18 protein-coding genes are annotated in these 20,804 nt (G+C 69.3%); 6 read left to right on the top strand and 12 right to left on the bottom strand.

The window, feature by feature from the left end; genetic code table 11:
* Positions 1-2 precede the first annotated feature (2 nt).
* From ACWDR4_RS25050 to ACWDR4_RS25035, 4 genes are all read right to left on the bottom strand, one after another.
* On the bottom strand, positions 3-326 hold the full coding sequence (locus ACWDR4_RS25050; RefSeq protein ID WP_450411896.1) for a hypothetical protein: 324 nt from the start codon (positions 324-326) through the stop codon (positions 3-5).
* A 249-nt stretch (positions 327-575) separates the two neighbouring features.
* Positions 576-4,325: an ABC transporter ATP-binding protein gene (locus ACWDR4_RS25045; RefSeq protein ID WP_450411808.1), complete on the bottom strand. Its 3,750-nt coding sequence runs from the start codon at positions 4,323-4,325 to the stop codon at positions 576-578.
* A gap of 87 nt (positions 4,326-4,412) precedes the next feature.
* Positions 4,413-5,465, bottom strand: coding sequence for an esterase-like activity of phytase family protein (locus tag ACWDR4_RS25040; RefSeq protein WP_450411806.1), 1,053 nt, complete (start codon positions 5,463-5,465; stop codon positions 4,413-4,415).
* A gap of 51 nt (positions 5,466-5,516) precedes the next feature.
* Positions 5,517-6,416, bottom strand: a complete 900-nt coding sequence (locus tag ACWDR4_RS25035) for a serine hydrolase (protein ID WP_450411804.1) — start codon at positions 6,414-6,416, stop codon at positions 5,517-5,519.
* A gap of 207 nt (positions 6,417-6,623) precedes the next feature.
* On the opposite strand from ACWDR4_RS25035, the gene ACWDR4_RS25030 reads away from it, so the two are divergent.
* Positions 6,624-8,918, top strand: coding sequence for an ArnT family glycosyltransferase (locus ACWDR4_RS25030; protein ID WP_450411802.1), 2,295 nt, complete (start codon positions 6,624-6,626; stop codon positions 8,916-8,918).
* A gap of 245 nt (positions 8,919-9,163) precedes the next feature.
* Entirely contained in the window at positions 9,164-9,973 is an 810-nt protein-coding gene (locus tag ACWDR4_RS25025) for an endonuclease I family protein (RefSeq protein WP_450411801.1), read from the top strand.
* A gap of 132 nt (positions 9,974-10,105) precedes the next feature.
* On the opposite strand, the gene ACWDR4_RS25020 is transcribed toward ACWDR4_RS25025, so the two are convergent.
* Entirely contained in the window at positions 10,106-11,218 is a 1,113-nt protein-coding gene (locus ACWDR4_RS25020) for a M20 family metallopeptidase (protein WP_450411895.1), read from the bottom strand.
* Positions 11,219-11,370: 152 nt separating this feature from the next.
* On the opposite strand from ACWDR4_RS25020, the gene ACWDR4_RS25015 reads away from it, so the two are divergent.
* A complete protein-coding gene (locus ACWDR4_RS25015) occupies positions 11,371-12,255 on the top strand; it encodes a LysR family transcriptional regulator (protein ID WP_450411799.1) in 885 nt (294 codons plus the stop codon).
* Between the two features lie 35 nt (positions 12,256-12,290).
* Here the strand turns inward: ACWDR4_RS25015 and ACWDR4_RS25010 are convergent, their stop codons facing one another.
* The 5 genes from ACWDR4_RS25010 to ACWDR4_RS24990 all read right to left on the bottom strand — a co-directional run bounded on the left by ACWDR4_RS25010 (position 12,291) and on the right by ACWDR4_RS24990 (position 15,500).
* On the bottom strand, positions 12,291-12,893 hold the full coding sequence (locus ACWDR4_RS25010) for a hypothetical protein (protein ID WP_450411798.1): 603 nt from the start codon (positions 12,891-12,893) through the stop codon (positions 12,291-12,293).
* Positions 12,894-12,988: 95 nt separating this feature from the next.
* Positions 12,989-13,681 carry a hypothetical protein gene (locus ACWDR4_RS25005; protein WP_450411797.1) on the bottom strand — a complete coding sequence of 231 codons (693 nt, stop codon included), beginning with the start codon at positions 13,679-13,681 and terminating at the stop codon, positions 12,989-12,991.
* A gap of 96 nt (positions 13,682-13,777) precedes the next feature.
* On the bottom strand, positions 13,778-14,212 hold the full coding sequence (locus ACWDR4_RS25000; protein WP_450411795.1) for an NUDIX domain-containing protein: 435 nt from the start codon (positions 14,210-14,212) through the stop codon (positions 13,778-13,780).
* Between the two features lie 202 nt (positions 14,213-14,414).
* Positions 14,415-14,615, bottom strand: coding sequence for a DUF397 domain-containing protein (locus ACWDR4_RS24995; RefSeq protein ID WP_450411793.1), 201 nt, complete (start codon positions 14,613-14,615; stop codon positions 14,415-14,417).
* A 12-nt stretch (positions 14,616-14,627) separates the two neighbouring features.
* On the bottom strand, positions 14,628-15,500 hold the full coding sequence (locus ACWDR4_RS24990) for a helix-turn-helix domain-containing protein (protein WP_450411791.1): 873 nt from the start codon (positions 15,498-15,500) through the stop codon (positions 14,628-14,630).
* A 162-nt stretch (positions 15,501-15,662) separates the two neighbouring features.
* Here ACWDR4_RS24990 and ACWDR4_RS24985 point away from each other — a divergent pair, with 162 nt between their 5' ends.
* Together ACWDR4_RS24985 and ACWDR4_RS24980 are read left to right on the top strand one after the other, a co-directional pair.
* Positions 15,663-16,085: an ATP-binding protein gene (locus ACWDR4_RS24985; RefSeq protein ID WP_450411789.1), complete on the top strand. Its 423-nt coding sequence runs from the start codon at positions 15,663-15,665 to the stop codon at positions 16,083-16,085.
* A 72-nt stretch (positions 16,086-16,157) separates the two neighbouring features.
* On the top strand, positions 16,158-16,370 hold the full coding sequence (locus ACWDR4_RS24980; protein ID WP_450411787.1) for a hypothetical protein: 213 nt from the start codon (positions 16,158-16,160) through the stop codon (positions 16,368-16,370).
* A gap of 10 nt (positions 16,371-16,380) precedes the next feature.
* On the opposite strand, the gene ACWDR4_RS24975 is transcribed toward ACWDR4_RS24980, so the two are convergent.
* A complete protein-coding gene (locus tag ACWDR4_RS24975) occupies positions 16,381-18,066 on the bottom strand; it encodes a thiamine pyrophosphate-binding protein (protein ID WP_450411785.1) in 1,686 nt (561 codons plus the stop codon).
* Positions 18,063-19,091, bottom strand: a complete 1,029-nt coding sequence (gene speB / locus ACWDR4_RS24970) for an agmatinase (RefSeq protein WP_450411783.1) — start codon at positions 19,089-19,091, stop codon at positions 18,063-18,065. Before speB ends, ACWDR4_RS24975 begins: the two co-directional genes overlap by 4 nt.
* A 129-nt stretch (positions 19,092-19,220) precedes the next feature.
* Here speB and ACWDR4_RS24965 point away from each other — a divergent pair, with 129 nt between their 5' ends.
* Complete coding sequence (locus ACWDR4_RS24965) at positions 19,221-20,711, top strand: PucR family transcriptional regulator (protein ID WP_450411782.1); 1,491 nt, start codon at positions 19,221-19,223, stop codon at positions 20,709-20,711.
* Positions 20,712-20,804: the final 93 nt, after the last annotated feature.

Below are 20,804 nucleotides of genomic sequence, written 5' to 3'. Positions count from 1 at the left end.
GCTCAACACCGAATCCAGCCAGAACTGACCGATCCCCGCCCGACCGTCCCCTTCACCCACACCTGCCGTCGTCCCGCGTGCACGGTCACCGGGCCGGCCCGTTTCGAGAACACGCCCTCGTCGACGACCGGGCGTCCGCCGCGCGCCCGTACGCTCACCGACATCCACTGGCGGACGCCGGGGCGCTTGGGCACGGTGACCGCGCAGACGTAGTTGCTGCGCCGGTAGATGTGCACCTCGCCGGTGGAGAAGGTGAGCGTGCGTGCCTTGCGGCCGGAGCAGGGCGCTGCCGCTTCGGCGGTTCCGGGGCTGGCCAGGGCGAGCATGCCTGACGCGGTCAGCACGGCCAGTGCGAGTGCCGTGCGGCGCCTTGGCTGACCAACGCTCACCGTGTCCCCTCCCGTTGCCGCGTATTGCCGTACTGATGTACGGACGCAAGGGGTGTGTCGAACGGTTGCGTGGTCTTTCGGGTGCCGGTCCGCTGTGGCTGGTCGCGCCCCGCGGCGGAGCCGCATATCGACACAGCCCCGCGCCCCTGAACGGCGAACGGCCCCTGCGGGGCGTTCACCGTTCTGTCAGCGGGATCGTGACGTGACCGGTTCCTCCTGGTCCGGGGTGCCTACGAAGGTTCGCCACAGCTCGGCGTATTGGCCGTCGCGTTGGAGGAGTTCGTCGTGGGTGCCGTCCTCGGCGACGCGCCCGTGTTCCATGAGTACGACTCGGTCGGCTCGGGCCGCCGTGGTCAGGCGGTGGGCGACGACCAGGGTCGTACGGCGGCCTGCCAGGCGGTCCGTGGCCTGGTTGACCTGGGCCTCGGTGGCCAGGTCCAGTGCCGCCGTGGCCTCGTCGAGGAGCAGGATGTCCGGGTCGACGAGTTCGGCGCGGGCCAGTGCGATCAGCTGGCGTTGCCCCGCCGAGAGGTTGCGTCCGCGCTCGGCGACCTCGTGGAGGTAGCCGCCCTCCAGCGTGGCGATCATGTCGTGCGCCCCGACCGCCCGCGCCGCCGCCTCCACCTGGGCGTCGGTGGCGTCCGGACGCCCGTACGCGATGGCGTCCCGCACGGTCCCCTGGAACAGGTACGCCTCCTGCGGGACGACCCCGAGGCGGTGCCGGTACGAGGTGATGTCGAGGTCACGCAGATCGGTGCCGTCGACGGTGACCCGCCCGCCGGTCGGGTCGTAGAAGCGGGCGACCAGCTTCACGAGCGTCGACTTGCCGGCGCCCGTCTCCCCGACGAAGGCGACGGTCTGCCCGGCCGGAATCGTCAACTCGACCCCGCTCAGGGCCTCTTCGGCGTCGTCATCGGACCCGTACGCGAAGTCCACGCCCTCGAAGGCGATGTCCCCGCGCAGCGAGAGCACCTCCAGCGGCTCCTCGGCGGCCTCGGTCGAGGTCCGCTCCTGGAGCAGCTCCTGGATGCGCCCCAGCGAGACCGTCGCCTGCTGGTACCCGTCGAAGACCTGCGAGAGCTGCTGCACGGGCGCGAAGAACAGGTCGATGTAGAGCAGGTACGCCACCAGCGCACCGGTCGTCAGCGTGCCGTTCTCGATCCGCCCCGCCCCCACGATCAGCACCGCCGCTGCGGCCACCGAGGCCAGCAGCTGTACGAAGGGGAAGTACACGGAGATCAGCCACTGGCCCCGGACCCGCGCCCGGCGGTAGCTGTCGCTGCCCTCCGCGAACCGCTCGCCGCCCGCCCGCTCGCGCCGGAAGGCCTGCACGATCCGCAGCCCGGACACCGACTCCTGGAGGTCGGCGTTGACCAACGACACGCGCTCACGGGCGAGTTCGTACGCCTTCACGCTCGCCCGGCGGAAGTAGAACGTGCCGACGACCAGCACCGGGATGGTGACGAAGACGACGAGGGCGAGCTGTACGTCGATCACGACGAGAGCGACCATGATGCCGAAGAAGGTGACGACGGAGACGAACGCGGTGACCAGGCCCGTCTGGAGGAACGTGGAGAGGGCGTCGACGTCGGTCGTCATCCTCGTCATGATCCGGCCGGTCAACTCCCGTTCGTAGTAGTCGAGTCCGAGGCGTTGCAGCTGGGCGAAGATCTTCAACCGGAGTGCGTACAGCACGCGTTCGCCGGTACGGCCCGTCATCCGCATCTCGCCGATCTGCGTCGCCCACTGGACGATGACGGACAGCAGCGCGAGCACGGAGGCCACCCACACCGCACCGAGGGCGAGTTGGGAGACGCCCGAGTCGATGCCGTGCCGGATCAGGATCGGCAGGAGCAGTCCCATGCCGGCGTCCACGGCGACGAGCCCGAGGGTCACCAGCAGCGGCAGCCCGAAGCCGCGCAGCAGCCGCTTCAGCCCGTACGACTCCTCGGGCGTGACCGCGCGGGCCTCGTCGATGACCGGGGTGTCGGCGGCCGGGGGCAACGCCTCGACCTGGGCGAGGAGTTCGGGCGTGGCCGGCATCCCGTCGAACGCCGTGTCCTTGCGCTCGCGGTCACCGGTCCACAGCCTGGGGGTGACCCCCCGCTCGGCGTCGAACTCGGCGTCCAGCTCGTCCCGTACGGAGGTGTCCTCGGGCGGCAGGGAGGGCAGCGCGCGGCCGGGCGAGACACCGCCCAGCTCGTCCGGGTCGGTGAGCAGCCGCCGGTACAGGGCGGAACGGGCCTGGAGTTCCTCGTGGGTGCCGAGGTCGGCGAGACGGCCACCGTCGAGGACGGCGATGCGGTCGGCGAGGCCGAGGGTGGAGCGGCGGTGGGCGATGAGGAGGGTCGTCCGCCCCTCCATGACGTGCTTGAGGGCCTCGTGGATCTCGTGCTCGACGCGGGCGTCCACGGCGGAGGTGGCGTCGTCGAGGACGAGGAGGCGGGGGTCGGTGAGAATCGCGCGGGCGAGTGCGACGCGCTGGCGCTGGCCGCCGGAGAGGGTGAGGCCGTGCTCGCCGACCTTGGTGTCGTAGCCGTGGGGCAGCTCGGCGATGAAACGGTCGGCCTGTGCGGCGCGCGCGGCGACCAGGATCTGCTCGTCGGTCGCGTCCGGGCGGCCGTACGCGATGTTGTTGCGGACGGTGTCGGAGAAGAGGAAGGAGTCCTCGGGGACGAGCCCGATCGCGGCCCGGAGCGAGTCGCTGGTCAGCTCGCGGACGTCGTGCCCGCCGATGAGGACCGCGCCGCGCGTCACGTCGTAGAAGCGCGGGAGGAGGAGGGAGACGGTCGACTTGCCGGAGCCTGACGACCCGACGACGGCGAGGGTCTCGCCGGCCCGGATCTCCAGGCTGAGCCCGTCGAGGACCGGGCGCTCGGGGTCGTACCCGAACGACACGTCGTCGAACTCGACGGTGGCGGGGGCGTCGGCGGGCAGGTCCTTGTGCCCGTCGGAGATGGAGGGCTTGGTGTCGATCAGCTCAAGGACGCGTTCGGTACCGGCCCGCGCCTGCTGGCCGACGGTCAGCACCATGGCGAGCATCCGCACCGGGCCGACGAGCTGGGCGAGATAGGTGGAGAACGCGACGAACGTACCGAGCGTGATGTGCCCGCCCACGGCCAGCCAGCCGCCCACGGCGAGCATCGCGACCTGCCCGAGCACGGGCACGGCCTGGAGGGCCGGGGTGTAGACGGAGTTGAAGCGGATCGTCCGCAGCCGGCCCGCGAAGAGCCGCCGCCCGACCTCCCGGAGCTTCCCCGTCTCCTGGTCCTCCTGCCCGAACCCCTTCACCACGCGTACGCCGGTCACGGCGCCGTCGACGACACCGGCGACGGCGGCGGCCTGGGCCTGCGCGTACCAGGTGGCCGGGTGGAGCTTCTTACGGCTGTGCTTGGCGATGATCCAGAGGGCGGGGGCGACGGCGAGGGCGACCAGGGTCAGCGGGATCGACAGCCAGGCCATGATCGCGAGGGAGATCAGGAACAGGAGCACGTTCCCGATGGTCATCGGGAGCATGTAGAAGAGGCTCTGGATCAGCTGGAGGTCGCTGGTGGCCCGCCCGACGATCTGCCCGGTCGACAGCTCGTCCTGGCGGCGCCCGTCGAGCCGGGTGATCGTCTCGAACATCTCCGTCCGCAGATCGTGCTGGACGTCGAGGGCGAGCCGGCCGCCGTAGTAGCGGCGGACGTAGGTCAGTACGTAGACGAGGACGGCGGCGACGACGAGCGCGCCCGCCCAGGGGGCCATCGAGCGGGTCTTGTCGCCGATGACGTCGTCGATGATCACCTTGGTGATCAGCGGGACGAGCGCCAGGAGGGCCATACCGCCGAGGGAGGCGCCCAGGGAGAGCACGACGTCCTTCGGATACCGCCAGGCGTATCCGACCAGCCGCCGCGCCCATCCCTGTTCCGGTTCCCGCCCCCGTTGGTCTGTCACTCCGGTGCCCTCCGTAGATCCGCTCGTCCGTACTCCGCCGGTAGACACCAACACGGAGCGAAGCGGATTTCATCCCTCCGCAATCTTTCAGGCGCGAACCCGGAGGAAGTAGAAACGGGTCGTCTGTACGGCGTTCTGGTTGTCGTCGCTGACCAGGAGGACGCGCAGACCGCCGTGGGTACGGCCGGTGATCACCATGCCCTCGATGTTGTCGAGGAGGGGGTTGGGCTGCGGCTGCTTGGCGGTCGCTCCCAGTGACGGGCAGTTCACCATGTCGGCGAGAAGGGTCTTCTTGACCAGGCGTACGCCTGACTGCCCCGTGAGGTTCTCGACGCCGCTCGTGTCCGTGGCGTGGCGCGGGTCGGCCAGGTAGAGGCGGACGGTGTTGCCGACGCCGGCGGTGAAACCGCGCTCCAGGACGAGGAGGCGTCCGTCGGGGGTGGCCGCGACCTCGGGGACGCCGAGGTTGGTGTCGGTGCGGTAGGCGTACTGGGCGCCGAGAACGAAGGGGCCGAAGGGGCCGCCCTTCCTCTCCCAGGTCTGCCAGCGGACGATGCCCGTGGAGTCGCCGGAGATCGCGTACTCCATGGAGGCGAGGAGCGTACGGCCGCCGGGGAGAAGGGTGAGCCCCTCGAAGGTCTGGTTGGCGGTGGCGCGGCCGGCCGGGGTGACCTGGAGCGCGGCCGGCACCGGGAGCCGGTCGAGGATACGGCCGTCGCGGGAGTAACGGCGTACGGAGGGTTCCGTCTCGGAGGAGACGAGCCGGGTGCCGTCCCGGTCGACGACCAGGCCCTCGGAGTCGAGCGCGGCGCCGGTCTCGTCGGCGAGGGGGACGACGCTCGTCGGGCTCAGGGTCCGCCGGTCGAGGGTGAAGAGGGACGAGCGGTCGGAGAGGGCGGCGAGGTCGCCGTTCCGGTCGACGGCGAGCGCGGAGAAGTTGCCGACGAAGGTGCCGTCGTACGTCGTCTTGTCGAGGGCGTCGGAGAAGCGGTCGAGGGAGACGGTGGGTGAACAGGCGTTGGTGGCAAGGGGGTCGGCGGTGGCCGGTCCGGCGGCGGTCAGGCAGGTGGCCGCCGCCAGTCCGGCGGTGAGGGTGGTGAGAACGGTTCGCAGAGATCGCGGGTGTCGTCGCAGGCGCATGGCGATCACCGTAGGTCGGGTCGGTGACGGCCGGGAGGCGCTGCGGTGAAGTCAGCTCGCTGCGAGGTCCCTGTGAACGACCTTGGCGACGCGTTCGATGGTCGTGATGCCGTAGTTCCAGGTGCTGTTGCCGTGTGTGAGCACCGAGATCATGTAGTCGTGGCCGCCGCCCTTGAACGAGCCGACGCTGTGCACCCGCCAGCCGTGCGAGGCGCGCTGCAGCCAGCCGTTCTTGACGTGCACGGAGACACCGGAGGGCACACCCTTCGGCGTACCCCAGCGCTGTGACGCGACGACCTGATTCATCAACTTCAGTATGTACGCACGGGAGTTGTCGGTCAGGACCGCGTTGTGGACGGTGGTGAGCGCGAGGAGCTTCTGCTCGTCGCGGGCGGTGATCTGGGTGAGCCCCCAGTAGCCGTTCGCGCCGGGCTTGGTCTGGGTCATCGTGGCGGCTGCGAGGAAGCCCTTGATCTTCGTCAGGCCGAGCTGGCTCCACAGCTTGGTGGTGGCGGCGTTGTCCGACTTGGTGATCATGGCCGTGGCGAGGCTCTTCTCGCGGGCGGTCAGGGCGCGGCCGTGCTTCTGGGCGTCCCAGAGCAGGGTCGCGAGGACGGTCACCTTGACGACACTGGCGGAGTCGAAGGCGGTCTGCGCCCGGTAGACGCAGGTGGTCTTGGTGGACCGGTCGAAGACGCCGACGCCGATCGAACCCTGGCGCCCGGCGAGCGCGGAGGTGATGTCCCGCTTCAGCTTGGCGGCGAGGGCGGGCTTGGCGGACGTACAACTGACCGCTGCGGTCGCGGCGTTGGCGGGTGTGGCGGTGGCCAGCAGCGACAACACGGTCGCGGCGCAGACGGCGGCGCCGCCGAGTAGGCGGACACGCGCGGATCTGGCGGATCCGGATGTCGCGGATCTGGATGTCGCGGATCTGACTATGTGGTGAGTCATGGAGGTTTCCCATCCCCGTGAAAGACGTCAGCGGCCCCCCGGCACGCTGGTCTCCTTTGACTCACATGCACGTACGAATGGTTGTACGCCTGCCCGATTTCCTTTGGGTAAAGCATGCACCGCACGTAACGCACTGTTGCCCGTATTCACAGGTGGCCCCCAGCTGCACCACAGCCCTCACCCACCCCCCGTCCAGACGATTCGATGGTGACATCTGCCACCGACCCACACCCCCACGCTCCGGAGACCCTCGCAGCCGCCGATCCCGCGGCCCCCGAGACTCCACCGGTCCCCGCCGAGTCAGGCACGCCCGAGAAGGCGCCGCGCTGGTCGTTGCCGGCGCTGCTCGCGATCATGGTGCTGGCCGGAGTCCTGTACTCCTGGAACCTCTCCTCCTCCGGCCTCAACAGCTTCTACAGCGCGGCCGTGCTGAGCGGCACGCAGAGCTGGAAGGCGTGGTTCTTCGGCTCGCTCGACGCGGGGAACTTCCTCACCGTCGACAAGCCACCCTTCGTCCTCATGGTCATGGGCCTGTCCTGCCGGGTGTTCGGCTTCGGCACCTGGCAGATGATGGCGCCGCTGATCGCGTCCGCGCTCGGCACCATCTGGATCCTGCACTCCTCCGTGAAGCGGGTGTTCGGACACGCGGCTGCGACTGTGGCCGCACTCGTCCTGGCCCTCACCCCGATCACCGTGGCCATCAACCGGGACAACAACCCCGACACGCTGCTGGTCTGCCTGATGGTGGCGGGCGCGGCACTCGCCCTGCGCGCCACGCGTGACGGCAAACTGCTGCCGCTGCTCGGCTCGGCGGTGTGCTTCGGTCTCGCCTTCAACACGAAGATGCTCCAGGGCTACATCGCGCTTCCGGCGGTCTTCGCGGTGTACCTGTTCGCGGCCAACCTGGGCCTCGTGAAGCGGATCGTGAACCTGCTGCTCGCGGGCGTCGCGCTCGCGGTCGCCAGCTTCTGGTGGGCCACGGCGGTCTCCCTGGTCCCGGCCGACGAACGCCCGTACATCGGCGGTTCGACGGACGGCAGCGCCTGGAACCTGATCATGGGCTACAACGGCCTCGGCCGCGTCCTCGGCGGCGAGGGCAACGGCGGGGGCGGCGGTGGCGGAGGCGGCGGCTTCTCCGGGACCGCGGGCATCGGCCGGATGTTCAACGAGATCCTGGGCGGCCAGATCTCGTGGCTGATCCCCTTCGCGAGCATCGCGCTCGTCGGCGGGCTGGTGTTGATCGGCCGCGCCCCGCGCACGGACGCGACCCGCGCCGCGCTGCTGATGTGGGGCGGCTGGACACTGCTCCACTACCTCACCTTTGCCATGGCCGAAGGCACGATGCACCCGTACTACACGACCGCCCTCGCGCCCGGTATCGCGGCGCTGTGCGGTGGCGGCGGAGTGCTCCTGCTGCGCGCGTTCCGCACCGACAAGCGCTGGGTGTGGGTACTCCCGCTGGCCCTCGGCATCACGGGCATCTGGTCGATCGTGCTGCTGCGCCGGACGTCCGACTGGAACGCCTGGCTGTGGCCGACGATCGCGGTGCTCATGGCGCTGGCGATCACGGGTCTGCTGGTCTTCCGCACGGGCCGCCGAGTCCAGTTGCTGGCGGCCTCCGTGGTGGCGGCGATCGTCGCGGCGGTGGCCGGCCCGGCCGCGTACTCCTTCGCGGAGACGTCGGCGACGGGCGGCGGCATGGGCGGTACGAACCCGACGGCGGGCCCGTCGACGGGTGGCGGCATGGGCGGTCCGGGCGGAGGCGGGGGTGGCGGCAATCGTGCGGGCGGCGGCTTCCCCGGCGGCGGCCAGGGCCAGCAGAACGGTCAGCAGGGCCAGCAGCAGGGCGGCCAGGCCGAGGGTGGTCAGCAGCAAGGCGGCCAGCAGGGCGGTCAGATGGGTACGCCGCCCAGTGGCGGTATGCCCAGCGGGGCGCCCGGTGGCACTGGTGAGCAGGGCGGCGGTACGGGTACGCCCCCGGGCGGCACGAGCGGCACCGGCGGTGAGACCGGCGAGGCCGGCGGTCAGCAGCAGGGCGGTCAGCCCGGCGGCATGGGCGGTGGCGGCGGAGGTATGGGCGGCGGCGCCAGCACCGAGCTGATCACCTACCTGAAGAAGCACCAGGACGGCGCCAAGTGGCTGCTGGCGGTGTCCAATTCACAGGGCGCGGCGCAGCTGATCGTGAGCAGCGGCGAGCCGGTGATCTCCATGTGGGGCTGGACCGGCACCGACAAGGCGATGACCCTGGCCAAGCTCAAGGAGCTGGTGAAGAAGGGCGAGCTGCACTACATCCAGCTCGGCAGCACGGGCGGCGGGGGCGGCATGGGCGGCTCCAGCCTCAGCTCGGAGGTCACGGCGTGGGTGCAGGAGCACGGCACGGCGGTGAAGGAGAGCGAGTACAGCAGCAGCGCGACGACGGAGGAGACCGAGTCGAGCAGCAGCGGTACGCAGTCCACGTCCACGTCGTCGATCTACCGACTGGACGCGTCGGACGTCAGCTGAACCCGACCGGCTGAACCATGTGAACCGAGTTGCCCCTGACCGGAGTTCCGGTCAGGGGCAACACCCATTTGCAGACCGCTCCATGACCCCCTCTTGGCTCTACGCGCGTCAAATCGATGCGAAATCAACCGAGTTGCCGGACTCCGTCACCCAACAGACACGTGCAGTTCATTGCCCGAAACGCATGTCCATGTCACGCTCCCGAATGTCCCGCTCAATCGACACGCGTAGAACGGACACCCCCGATGCCCGCGACGCAGATACGCACCCGCCGTTGGAAGGCCGTGGCGCTCGCCACGTCGACGGTTCTGGCCGCCCTCGCCATCCCCACGATGACGGCGACCCCGGCCGGCGCGACGACGACCGCGTACGACGCCACGTACTACAAGAACGCGATCGGCAAGACCGGCACGAGCCTCAAGTCCTCGCTGCACACGATCATCAGCAGCCAGACGAAGATCTCGTACTCCGCGGTCTGGAACGCGCTCAAGGTGACGGACCAGGACCCGAACAACACCAGCAACGTGATCCTGCTGTACAGCGGCGTCTCGCGCAGCAAGACCCTCAACGGCGGCGACGTCGGCGACTGGAACCGCGAGCACACCTGGGCCAAGTCCCACGGCGACTTCGGCGAGGCGATCGGCCCCGGCACGGACCTGCACCACCTGCGCGCCTGCGACGTCCAAGTCAACAGCACCCGCGGCAACCTGGACTTCGACAACGGCGGCAGCACGGTCACCAACGGCGGCGGCAGCACCGTCGACTCCGACTCCTTCGCACCGCGCGCCGCGGACAGGGGCGACGTGGCCCGCATGATCCTCTACATGACCGTCCGCTACGAGGGCGACGACGGCTGGGCCGACCTGGAGCCCAACGAGAAGGTGGGCAACGGCAGCAACCCGTACATGGGCAAACTCGCCGTACTCAAGGCGTGGAACGAGGCGGACCCGCCCAACGCCTTCGAGGAGCGCCGCAACGACCTCATCTACACCAACTACCAGGGCAACCGCAACCCGTTCATCGACCACCCGGAGTGGGTCGAGGCGATCTGGTAGACGGTCCGGCGACGGACGTACGCCGCTTTGCCCTGAACGCCCCGTGATGCACGGGGCGTTCAGTGCGTCCGGACGAGCCTCTGCTCCGCCCAGGGCGACGGCGATTGGGCGGGCTACTGCCGCGTGGGCGAGCTACCGCCGTGCCCGGGCGACGAGTTCAGCAAGCAGCTGAGTACGGGGGACCATCGTCGCAATCCGTACATGCTCGGTGTCTGCGTGGGCGCCGCTGCCGACGGCACCCAGACCGTCCAGCGTCGGACAGCCCACGGAAGCCGTGTAGTTGCCGTCCGAGGCGCCCCCGACGGCAACTCCCCGCAACGGTTCCTGGCCCAGCTCCGACGCGATACGGGAGGCCAGGCCGAACAGTCCGGCGGAGGAACTGGGCTCCATGGGCGGCCGTTTCCTGCCGCCCAGTACGGTCAGCCGGGCGCCGGGTGTCCGGGCGGTGAGCCCCCGCATGAGTTCATCGGTCCGGTCCTGCGCGGCGGCCGTCGGCACGCGTACGTCCACGGAGATCTTGGCAAGCGCGGGCACGGTGTTGAGGGTGCTGCCGGCCGACAGAAGGGTGGGCGTGATGGTCGGGGCGCCGAGAGCGGAGGGGGCTTCGCCGTCGGCGCTGTCGGGACCGGCCGAGACCCCGAAACCGGCGATGGCCAGCACCTGGTGAGCGGCCTCGACGGCGGCGTTGATCCCCTTGTGCGGCTCCAGCCCGGCATGGGCGGCCTTGCCGTGCACGACGACCTCGTACCGTGAAGTGCCCTTGCGGGCGGTCTTGAGCGCACCCGTCTCATCGGCGGACGCCTCCAGCACGAAGGCGGCAGCGAGGCCACGCGCAGACTCCTCGATCAGCTCCCGGGAGGTAGGGGAACCGACCTCCTCGTCCCCGGTGACCAGCACGCACACGCCCTCCGGCGACGGCAGCGACGCCAGCGCATGGAACATCTGCACGAGCCCCGCCTTCATGTCGAGAACCCCCGGGCCACGGGCGACCCCGTCGACGACCGACCAGGGATGGGTCTCCAGCGAGCCCCCGGGCCACACCGTGTCGTGATGCCCCACGAGCAGCACGCGAGGGGTCCCGAAGGTCCACCGCAGATGGGTCACACCGCCGACCACGATCGTCTCCGGCACAGCGCCCAGCAGCCGCGCGCCAAGGGCGCCGACCAGTTGGGCGCTGCGGGCCACAGCCGCATGGTCGGCGGAGAAGGACTCGCAGAGCACGAGTTCCTCAAGATCGGCAAGCATGGCGGGCAGAGCGATCACGTTTCCCCCTCGAACGACGGACGGCGGACTACGGATTCACGACGTAATGAGAAGTTACGAAGGGGCAAGACATTCCACCAGCGACTAGATTGCATGGAACCCATGCACCATAGGAATGGGAGGGGAGGGGGAACATGTTCGAGACCGACGCGCTGCGCCTACTCGTGACCGTGGCGGACACCGGATCGTTCACCGCAGCGGCGATCCAGCTCAACTACACACAGTCGGCGGTGTCCCGCCGGATCGGCACCCTCGAACAGCAGGCAGGCGGCCCGCTCTTCGAGCGGCTCCCCCGGGGAGTACGCCTGAACCCGGCCGGCCAAGCCCTGCACCGCCACGCCGTGGACGTACTGGAACGTCTGTCACGGGCACAGCAGGAGCTGACCGTGATCCACGCGGGCCACGGCGGGATGCTCCGAGTGGGAGCCTTCGCGACGGCCAACATCTCCCTGCTGCCCGCCGCCCTGAGGGAGTTCAGGCGGGCCAGACCGGAGGTGGAGATCGTCGCGGTGGAAGGCAGGAGCGCGACGCTGATGGAACGCCTGGCGGCGGGCGCACTCGACCTGGCCGTGGTCAGCGACTACCCCTCCGGCCTCCCCTCGGCCGAGGGCACCACAACGACCGCACTCCTGAAAGACGAACTGTTCGTAGCCCTCCACCACGAACACCCCCTGGCCGAAGCCGACTCGGTCAACCTCCGCGACCTACGCGACGAGGCCTGGATCCAGGACGCGTACGGCGACCGCCCCACGATGCTCGCGGACGCCTGCGCCCGGGCCGGCTTCACCCCACGGAAGATCATCAGAATCGCGGAGTGGACGGGCAAGTTCGGCTACGTGGCAGCGGGGTTGGGAGTGGCACTGGTCCCCTCGCTGGCCACATGGGCGATCCCGCCGGAACTGGCCCTGCGCCGCCTCGCCGATCCCCCGCTACGCCGGACGGTGCACATGGCACTGCCTGCCGTACCGCTGCCGGCGGCGTTGAAACTGGGGGAGCTGTTGCGAGGGGCCGCTGGCTGAACGATCCTCTGGTCGCTGCCACGAACCCCGAGTCGTCAGAGAAGGTCCCGCCAGAAGGGAACCGTCGCTCGCGGGTCCCAACTCTCGTCACCGTGACCGCGTGCCTCGTCGAACTCCTGGTCCATGTAGTCGGCCAGGTCCAGCCCGTAGTAGATGATGTCGGTCCCCCACATCGAGAGCACCGGATGCCCGGAGCTTCCCCGGCCGGCGGGAAGGTAGCGGTGGGCGTACACCGGTACGAGCACCGGCACATCGGCGAGCTGGAGTCGTGCGGCGGCCAGGGCGTCCACGTCATCGGCCGGCCGCTCACCCCAGGCCTCGTACCAGAACCTGTTGCTCTCGACACTCAAGAGGACGCCCTCGACCGGCCAGTTGAGCTGCTCACGCAGCTCGACCGGATCCCCGCTGCGCCACTCGGGCCACGGCTTGGCCCAGGTCTGCCCCTCCTCGGGCGGCACATTGACAGGAAGCCCGGCGGCAAGGAACGCACGATGATCGTCCGCGAACTCGAAGCCGTACTCGCGCTCGATACGCGCGAACTCGGCGTCGGTCAGCCCCGGTTCGAACTCATGAAGACCTGTCTGCGCCAAACGTAATGCGGCATCCGCACCCAGCCGCGTCCCCACTTCACTGATCACCGACGCACGCTAACGCCGAGGAGGGCACATCGGCACCTGAGTTTGCAGCGAACTCCGTCTCGGTTTCCCTACCCTCTGCCGGCGAAGAGCCGCCATCAGCCGTTCAGCGCATCGCTGATTTCCCGAAGGCGGCCCTCGGGCAGAGCGAAAACATTGCCGGGATTTCGGTACGAATGCCCACCGTCATTGATGCAGGCGCCGCCGGCCAGCCTCCAGCGGGCAGGATTCCATTGGCCCTGGTTCTCGAGGAGCATGCTCGCCACTTCGGCGGGTTCTTCGATCGAGGTGAGAGCGGTGAGCGCGGTGGTGAGAGGAACGGTTGCGTCGTCGGGAAGGTGCGCATCGCCGAGTGTCGGGAAGAGCAGCAACAGACGGGTATCGGGGTCCTCAACGTCCTCCGTTGCCGACTGGCGGGCAACGGACAGCAACTCTGGCCAGGCCATGCCAGGCCCCATGAAGTGCCCGTCATCCACAGCAAGGGTTTCCGCTGCGGACCACACCGGATGATGTATCAGATAGTCCACTCCCTGGTCGCCCTCGATGTTGCGGTAGACGACATGGATGATGTGCCCGGAGAGCAGAGACACACTGAACACCGGCCACTCACTCTCGGCGGACAGCACGCGATACAGCTCCATGGCCGCGTCCCAGTCAGCACCGAACGCGGCTCGCTGCGCGTGCTCACCGCGCAAACAGGTACCGAGGTGCACGGGCCAGAACAAAGGATCGTCCAGGTATGCAGCGCCCCGGACCAGAGGGCCGCCTTCGTATCCAGGGATCTTCAGCACATGAGGATGGTGGCACGCGCCGTCTCATGGATGAGGACCGACCTCGCAACAGACTGAGGGACGCCCCTACGAGATCCGCCGAGTGACGCCATCCTCTCAGGCACCCCAATTCTCGGCGTGCTCCCATAGGCAGTTGGCGAGTTCGGGCGGATGAAGTTCGAGCGCTCGCACGGCTGACGCGTCCAACGCGACTCGCACCGGCGAGAAGTCGCCTATATCGGGATCGTCGAGTTCAGGGCCGCTACGGTGACCTGGATCCATGTCCAGCACCTCTGCGCGAAAGAAGTGCTGTACGACGGTGGCCTTTTCGCCTGGTTCAGTCAAGGTCAGAAACTCGGTCGCAGGGCCGATCGTGGCGCCGATCTCTTCCATCACCTCGCGACGTAGAGCCGCTTCGAAGTCGGCGTCCTCAGCTTCGACGCCCCCGCCGACGGTCGTGTAATAGAGGGCACCACCCGGCCAACCTCGGCGCAGGAACACCAACTGACCGCCATCAAGCAGAACTGCACGAACATTGTGACGGACCTTCATATGCGCGACGCTAACGTGCCCACCCCGGCAAGGGGCCCGAACCGAGCAGACCGGCACGGGGATGGTACCTGTGCGCACCACTGACGCACCTGGCCGAGCGGGGAACAGCGGTGGAAGCAGCCGACCCGGACCAAGGCAGGCCTCGCGGCCGCAATGTTCCTGCAATCTCGACAGAGCAGCAGACTCTGCGCTTCGACCAGGGCTACGAACCGCTAGACGCGACCCGCTCCACCCCAACAAGGAACGACAGCCATGCCACAGCCCCGACAGCGACGACAGGGCCGGGTAGGTTCTTCGAATCACGGACATCGATACCGGCCGTCCGGAGGCGGACTTCTATGCATTCGCCGTTCTGCTGGCTGTAGCTGCTCTTGAACCACTCGGACGCAAGCGACGACGGCATCTGCTCTCTTCCTTAGACGCGGGCCAACCCCCTGGCCGCCCGCATGATGGCCGACTCCGACTCCAGAGGACTCAGCGCTGTGGCCCGGACATGGTCGAAGACGCTGTTGTAGTGCGTCGTGTCCTCGGCCGATTCCAGGTACGCGTGGCTCGTGAAGTTCTCCAGGAGAACGACTTCCAACTCCGCGGGAGCCGGGAAGCTGTAGAGCAGGAAGGGAAGCATCCCGCCCTTACAAGCTCCTGCTGCGAAGGGTAGTACCTGCACAGTTACGTTCGGAAGCTGCGCCAACTCGGCAAGATGCAGGAGCTGATCGCGCAGCACGTCAGCTCCGCCGATGCACTGCCGTAGCGCCGCCTCCCCCAGGACCATCCACACGTCCAGAGGACCCGGGTCCTCGCGCGTCAGCGCCTTCTGCCGCTCAAGTCGGATCTTGACCTTGGTCTTCTGCTCCTCGGTCAACGAGCCGGCCAGCCCGCCCTGAATGACTGCGGTCGCATACGCCTCGGTCTGGAACAGACCGGGAACGATGCTGGGCTGAAATCCACGGCACCGAGAGACATCCTCCTCCAGACCCATCAAGTCGAGGAAATCACGCGGAAGTTGGTCCTCCAGCGCCCGCCACCACCGCTGTCGACGCGCCTCCCGGGCCAACGAGAGCCATCCTTCGCGTTCAGCGGAGTCACTGATCCCATAGAGGTCGAGCAGCACTCTCAGGTCGAGCTGCCGGATGCCGCTGCGTCCCGACTCGATCCGGCTGACCTTCGCGGCGTGGCAACTCAGGTGCTCCGCAGCATCTTCGAGCAGCAACCCTTGCTTCTCCCGCAGCCGCCGCAGATTGGCGCCCAACACACGGCGCCGCACCGTCGGATGCTGTTCAACCGCCATTCCTGACCCCTCGGTCGCGAGCTGTGAGGCACCACAGTAGCCAGCCATGACACGGTGCACTGAACTTTGAGTGTTTAACTTGCACCATTCTCGACATGCACCTCAAGCTACAGAGAGCAATGTGATGCACACGCATCGCACTTGAGGAAGCGAGGGACCCCCATGCCCGAAACCGCCCCCAACTCCCCTGCCACCGAAGCCACCTGGCAACTCCCCCACACCCCACGAAGCGCCCCCCACGCCCGCGAACTCCTCCGCACCCAGCTCACCACCTGGAAGATCGACGACGAAGTCGCCGAAACCGCCGAGCTGTTGCTCTCGGAGCTGGTCACCAACTCCCTCCGCCACGCCTCCACCCCGCCCGGCCGCGAGATCGGCGTCCGGTTCGCCACGTACGACGGATGCCTGCGCCTGGAGGTCGCCGACGCGAACAACGGCTGGCCTACGCCCCGGCAGGCCAGCCCCGAGGACGAAGGAGGCCGCGGCCTCACCCTCGTACAGGCCCTCGCTGAACGCTGGGGCTGCTGTCCTCGCCGACACGGCATCGGAAAGGCGACGTGGGTGGAACTGTCGCTTCCACAATGAGCGCCGCCCGCGCGACGGCACTGCCAGAATCGCCGCACATCGCACCGAACAGCACACCCGCGGAGATGCCCGATGACAGTCACGTACACGGGAAGCGAAGCCGAAGTCCTGCGTACCTTGGCCCTTCTGGAAGGGTGCACTCTAGAAGAAGCGGCGCTCGATCACATGGCGCGAGGCATTCCGCTGTCCTTCTCGACCTCCCTCGGCGAGGACTCCGAGGCAATGGCCGTGCTCAGACGTGCGATGTTCGACAGGCCCTCCGACCTGGCTTCCAGCGCCGGATAGCACCTGTCCGTCACTCCAAATGCGTCGCCGCGAACATCCGCAACACCGCCGGAAGCACCACCACAGACGGCCCCGCCTCCCCCAACGCCTTCGCCAGATCCGTCTCCAGCGTCTCCGCCGACGTCCGCACCCCCGGCACCCCGAACGACTCCGCCAGCGCCACATAATCCGGCCGCGCCAGCTCCGTCCCCGTTGCCTCCCCGAACGCGTCCGTCATGTACTCGCGCAGGATGCCGTAGCCGCCGTCATCGACGATCAGCCACGTCACGTTCAGGTCGTACTGCCGAGCCGTGGCCAACTCCGCGATCCCGTACAGCGCACCGCCGTCCCCCGAGACCGCGAGCACCGGGTACGTCGGATCCGCGACCGCCGCTCCCAGTGCCGCCGGGAAGGCATAGCCCAGACCGCCCGCACCCTGAGCCGAGTGCATCGTGTTCGTGCCGCGCGGGTCGAAGCCCGCCCAGGCCCAGTACGACAGGATCGTCATGTCCCAGAAGGAAAGGGAGCGAGGCGGCAACGCCGCTCTGATCGACCTCAACAAGCCCTGTTCCAGGGTGAGTTCCTGGGACGCGATCCGGTCCTCCACCCGGTCCAGCACCCCCCGCACCCGCTCCACCCCCGACTCGTCCTCCCGCTCCCCCACCGTCTCCAGCAGCGCCTGCAACGCCAGCCGCGCATCCGCGTGGATGCCCAGCGCCGGGTGGTTGGACTCCAACTTGCCCAAGTCCGCCTCGACTTGGATGACTCGGCCGCGCGGCTTGAACGTGTGGTAGTTCGAGGACAGTTCGCCCAGCCCCGAGCCCACCACCAGCAACACGTCCGCGTCCTCAAGGAAGTCCGTCATGTGCCGGTCCTCCATCCAGGACTGGAGTGAGAGGGGGTGTGTCCAGGGGAACGCGCCCTTTCCGCCGTACGTCGTCACCACCGGCGCCCGCAGTCGCTCCGCCAGTGCCCTCAACTTCCCTGCCCCGTCCGCCCGTACGACGCCCCCGCCCGCGATGATCGCCGGGCGCTCGGCGTTGGACAGCAAGTGGGCTGCCAGGGCCGTCAGTTCGGGGCGCGGGGGGAGTTCGTCCGGGAAGGCGTCGCCGCCCGTCACCACCGGGATCGGGGTCTCCGCCAGCAGTACGTCCTGCGGGATCTCCACCCACACCGGGCCGTGCGGAGCCGTCAGTGCCGACTTCCAGGCCGCCTCGATCGCCGACGGGATCTGGGACTGCGTACGCACCGTGTGAACCGACTTCACCACGCCCCTGAACGACGCCTGCTGGTCCGGGAGTTCGTGCAGATAGCCGTGTCGGCCTCCGCCCAGCCCGGCAGTTGGGACCTGGCTGCTGATCGCGAGCACCGGGGCCGAAGCCGCCGCCGCCTCCTGGAGTGCCGCCAGTGACGTCAGCGCGCCCGGGCCCGTCGACAGCAGGAGCGGTGCCGCCTCTCCCGTCACCCTGCCGTACGCGTCCGCCGCGAACCCCGCGTTGTTCTCCACCCGTAGGCCGATGTACCGCAGGTCCGAGCGGCGCAGTGCGTCGAACATGCCCAGGGCGTGCTGGCCGGGCAGGCCGAAGACGGTCGTCGTGCCGAGGCCGGCCAGCGTCTCCACGACCAGGTCTCCGCCGTTGCGGCCGGGGGGCGGGTTGAGGGCGGCCTCCGTCTGTGCGGCGGTCGGCTTCAGCACCAGGTCGTGGTCGTGGGTCATTTCGCTACGCCGTCCTCGTTCTCGCCCTTGTCCCCGCGGGCCTCTGCGTTCTGTTGGGCAAACTGTCCGGCAATCTGTCGGGACATGATCGTCGTCAGTTCGTACGCCGTGTGCGACGCCGCGACCGACGTGATCTCGGCGTGATCGTACGCGGGGGCCACCTCGACCACGTCCGCCGAGACCAGGTTGCAGGATGCCAGGCCCCGCAGGATCTCCAGCAGCTCCCTCGACGTCATACCGCCCGCCTCCGGCGTACCCGTGCCGGGTGCGAACGCCGGGTCGAGGCAGTCGATGTCGATGGAGATGTAGAGGGGACGACTACCGATGCGCTGGCGGAGCTGGTCGGCGACCTCGTCCACGCCCCGTCGCATCACATCCGCCGACGTCACGATGCCGAAGCCCATCTTCGCGTCGTCGTCCAGGTCCTGCTTGCCGTACAGCGGGCCGCGCGTGCCGACGTGCGAGAGGGCGGAGGTGTCCAGGATGCCCTCCTCCACCGCCCGCCGGAACGGCGTCCCGTGCGTGTACTCGGCCCCGAAGTAGGTGTCCCAGGTGTCGAGATGGGCGTCGAAGTGGAGCAGCGCCACCGGACCGTGCTTCTTCGCCACCGAGCGGAGCAGGGGCAGCGCGATCGTGTGGTCGCCGCCGAGGGTCATCAACCTCGCGCCCGTTCCCAGCAGTTCGTCCGCCGCCGCCTCCACCGTCTCCACGGCCTCGTTGATGTTGAACGGGTTGGCGGCGATGTCCCCGGCGTCCGCCACCTGCGCCAACGCGAACGGAGACGCGTCCTGCGCCGGGTTGTACGGGCGCAGGAGTCTCGACGCCTCGCGGATCGCGTTGCCGCCGAAGCGCGCGCCCGGGCGATACGAGACCCCCGAGTCGAACGGCACCCCGACCACGGCGACATCGGCACGTCCGCCGACCTCGTCGAGGCGCGGCAGGCGCGCGAAGGTCGCGGGACCGGCGAATCTCGGGATGCGCGACGAGTCGACGGGGCCACGGGGCGTCTGGTAGCTGCTGGTCATACCGTTCTGCCTTCTCTCCGCGCCGGGCGTGACCGGCGAGCCGCTGGCGCCAGACTAGGTGGCCGGGACAGACCCAGAAAGTGTACGTTTCATCCACCCTCAGCGCCTCATACGGATGGAACATCCACCATGCCGGACCCGGACCCTTCCGTACCCGTACCCGTCCCGCCCGCTCCCCCCGTACCGCCCACCACCCCCGTCCCCCTCTCCGCCCTCCTCGCCCGCGAAGACCTCGCCCTGCGCCAGATCGCCGGCCCGACCGCCCCCGACCCGGCGATCCACTGGGCGCACGCGTCGGAGATGGCGGACCCGTACCCGTATCTGCTGGGTGGTGAGCTGGTGCTGACGGCCGGGGTGCACATTCCGGAGGCAGCCGGCTCGGGGACGTACTTCGACGACTACGTGGCCAGGATCGTGGCGGCCGGTGGCGTCGCACTCGGGTTCGGCGTCGCGCCGGTGCACGACAGCGTGCCGCGGGCGCTGGTCGAGGCCTGCGACGCGTACGAGCTGCCGCTCGTCGAGGTCCCGCCGCGGACGACCTTCTCGGGCGTGGCCCGCGCCGTCTGGCAGCTCATGGCCCAGGCCCGGCTGGCCGAACTCCGCCGCGTGACGGAGGCCCAGCAGAGCCTGGCCGCCGCCGCGTCCCGCCCGGACCCGGTGCCCTCCGTCCTGCGCCAGCTGGCCCAGCGGGTGGGCGGCCGGGCGGTGCTGTACGGGCCGGACGGGGCGGAGATCGCGGCTGCGGGGCGGAAGACGGACGCGGCCCGTTCCCTTTCCCACCTCGCGGCCGTCGTTCAACCCGCCCGCGGCCCCGCCTCCGCCACCGACACCACCGCCGGCACCCATCTCGCCGCCTACGCCCTCGGCACCGGCCAGGGCTTCGTCCTCGCCGTCGCGGCACCCGAACGTACGTCCGGCGACCACACGATCGCCTCCGTGGCCGCCGTACTCCTCGCCCTCCTCACCGGCGAACACCAGAGCGGCACCGGCGCCGCCCGCTCCTCGGCGCTCGTACGGCTGCTGCTGGGGGCAGCCCCGGAGACGGTCGCGCCGCTGCTCGGCGCGGACGAGCGCTGGGCGGTGATCCATGCACAGCCCGACGGACCGGCCCCCGATCCCGTGGCGGCCTCGGCGCTCGGTACGGCGCTCGGTTCGCCGCTGGTCGACGTCGACGGGGATGTCGTACGGGTCCTGCTGCCCGCCGATCGTGAGGTCGCCCCGCAGCCCGGCTGGACGTGCGGGGTGAGCGCGCCGTCCGGTCCGCGTGACTGGCCCGCCGCCGACACCCAGGCGGCCCGCGCACTCGCCCGCGCCAGGGCCACCCGCAGCCCCCTGATCCGCCACGGCGAGCGGGCCGCGCTGTCGGACCTCGTCCCCGGGGCCGACGCGGCGGCCCACGCCCGTACCCTCCTCGCGCCGATCGCCACGGCCCCGGCGCTGGTCGAGACGTTGCGCACCTGGCTCTCCCTGCACGGGAGTTGGGACCGTACGGCGGTCGCGCTGGCCGTCCACCGCAACACCGTCCGGCAGCGGATCGCGCGCTGCACGGCCCTGCTCGGCACGGACCTCGACGATCCCGACGTACGCATGGAGTTGTGGTTCGCGCTGAAGCAGTACTGAGGGAGTAATGAAGCAAGTACTGAGGTGGCGTGACCTGCGTCCCAGCGGTCGGGACGCCGGGCACGCGGGCTGTTGTCTGCCTCACAATGGGAG

The organism is Streptomyces sp. NPDC000878 (genome assembly GCF_053599695.1).
This window is presented reverse-complemented; position numbering and strand designations above follow the sequence as displayed.

Excerpts from the sequence above, each read along its gene's own strand:
- ACWDR4_RS24965 (WP_450411782.1), top strand. The coding sequence starts at position 19,221 with ATGCCGGACCCGGACCCTTCCGTACCCGTACCCGTCCCGCCCGCTCCC.
- ACWDR4_RS24980 (WP_450411787.1), top strand. The coding sequence starts at position 16,158 with ATGACAGTCACGTACACGGGAAGCGAAGCCGAAGTCCTGCGTACCTTG.
- ACWDR4_RS24995 (WP_450411793.1), bottom strand. The coding sequence starts at position 14,615 with ATGCCGTCGTCGCTTGCGTCCGAGTGGTTCAAGAGCAGCTACAGCCAG.
- ACWDR4_RS24990 (WP_450411791.1), bottom strand. The coding sequence starts at position 15,500 with ATGGCGGTTGAACAGCATCCGACGGTGCGGCGCCGTGTGTTGGGCGCC.
- ACWDR4_RS25000 (WP_450411795.1), bottom strand. The coding sequence starts at position 14,212 with ATGAAGGTCCGTCACAATGTTCGTGCAGTTCTGCTTGATGGCGGTCAG.
- speB (WP_450411783.1), bottom strand. The coding sequence starts at position 19,091 with ATGACCAGCAGCTACCAGACGCCCCGTGGCCCCGTCGACTCGTCGCGC.
- ACWDR4_RS25015 (WP_450411799.1), top strand. The coding sequence starts at position 11,371 with ATGTTCGAGACCGACGCGCTGCGCCTACTCGTGACCGTGGCGGACACC.
- ACWDR4_RS24975 (WP_450411785.1), bottom strand. The coding sequence starts at position 18,066 with ATGACCCACGACCACGACCTGGTGCTGAAGCCGACCGCCGCACAGACG.
- ACWDR4_RS25040 (WP_450411806.1), bottom strand. The coding sequence starts at position 5,465 with ATGCGCCTGCGACGACACCCGCGATCTCTGCGAACCGTTCTCACCACC.
- ACWDR4_RS25025 (WP_450411801.1), top strand. The coding sequence starts at position 9,164 with ATGCCCGCGACGCAGATACGCACCCGCCGTTGGAAGGCCGTGGCGCTC.
- ACWDR4_RS25035 (WP_450411804.1), bottom strand. The coding sequence starts at position 6,416 with ATGACTCACCACATAGTCAGATCCGCGACATCCAGATCCGCGACATCC.
- ACWDR4_RS25020 (WP_450411895.1), bottom strand. The coding sequence starts at position 11,218 with ATGCTTGCCGATCTTGAGGAACTCGTGCTCTGCGAGTCCTTCTCCGCC.
- ACWDR4_RS25050 (WP_450411896.1), bottom strand. The coding sequence starts at position 326 with ATGCTCGCCCTGGCCAGCCCCGGAACCGCCGAAGCGGCAGCGCCCTGC.
- ACWDR4_RS24985 (WP_450411789.1), top strand. The coding sequence starts at position 15,663 with ATGCCCGAAACCGCCCCCAACTCCCCTGCCACCGAAGCCACCTGGCAA.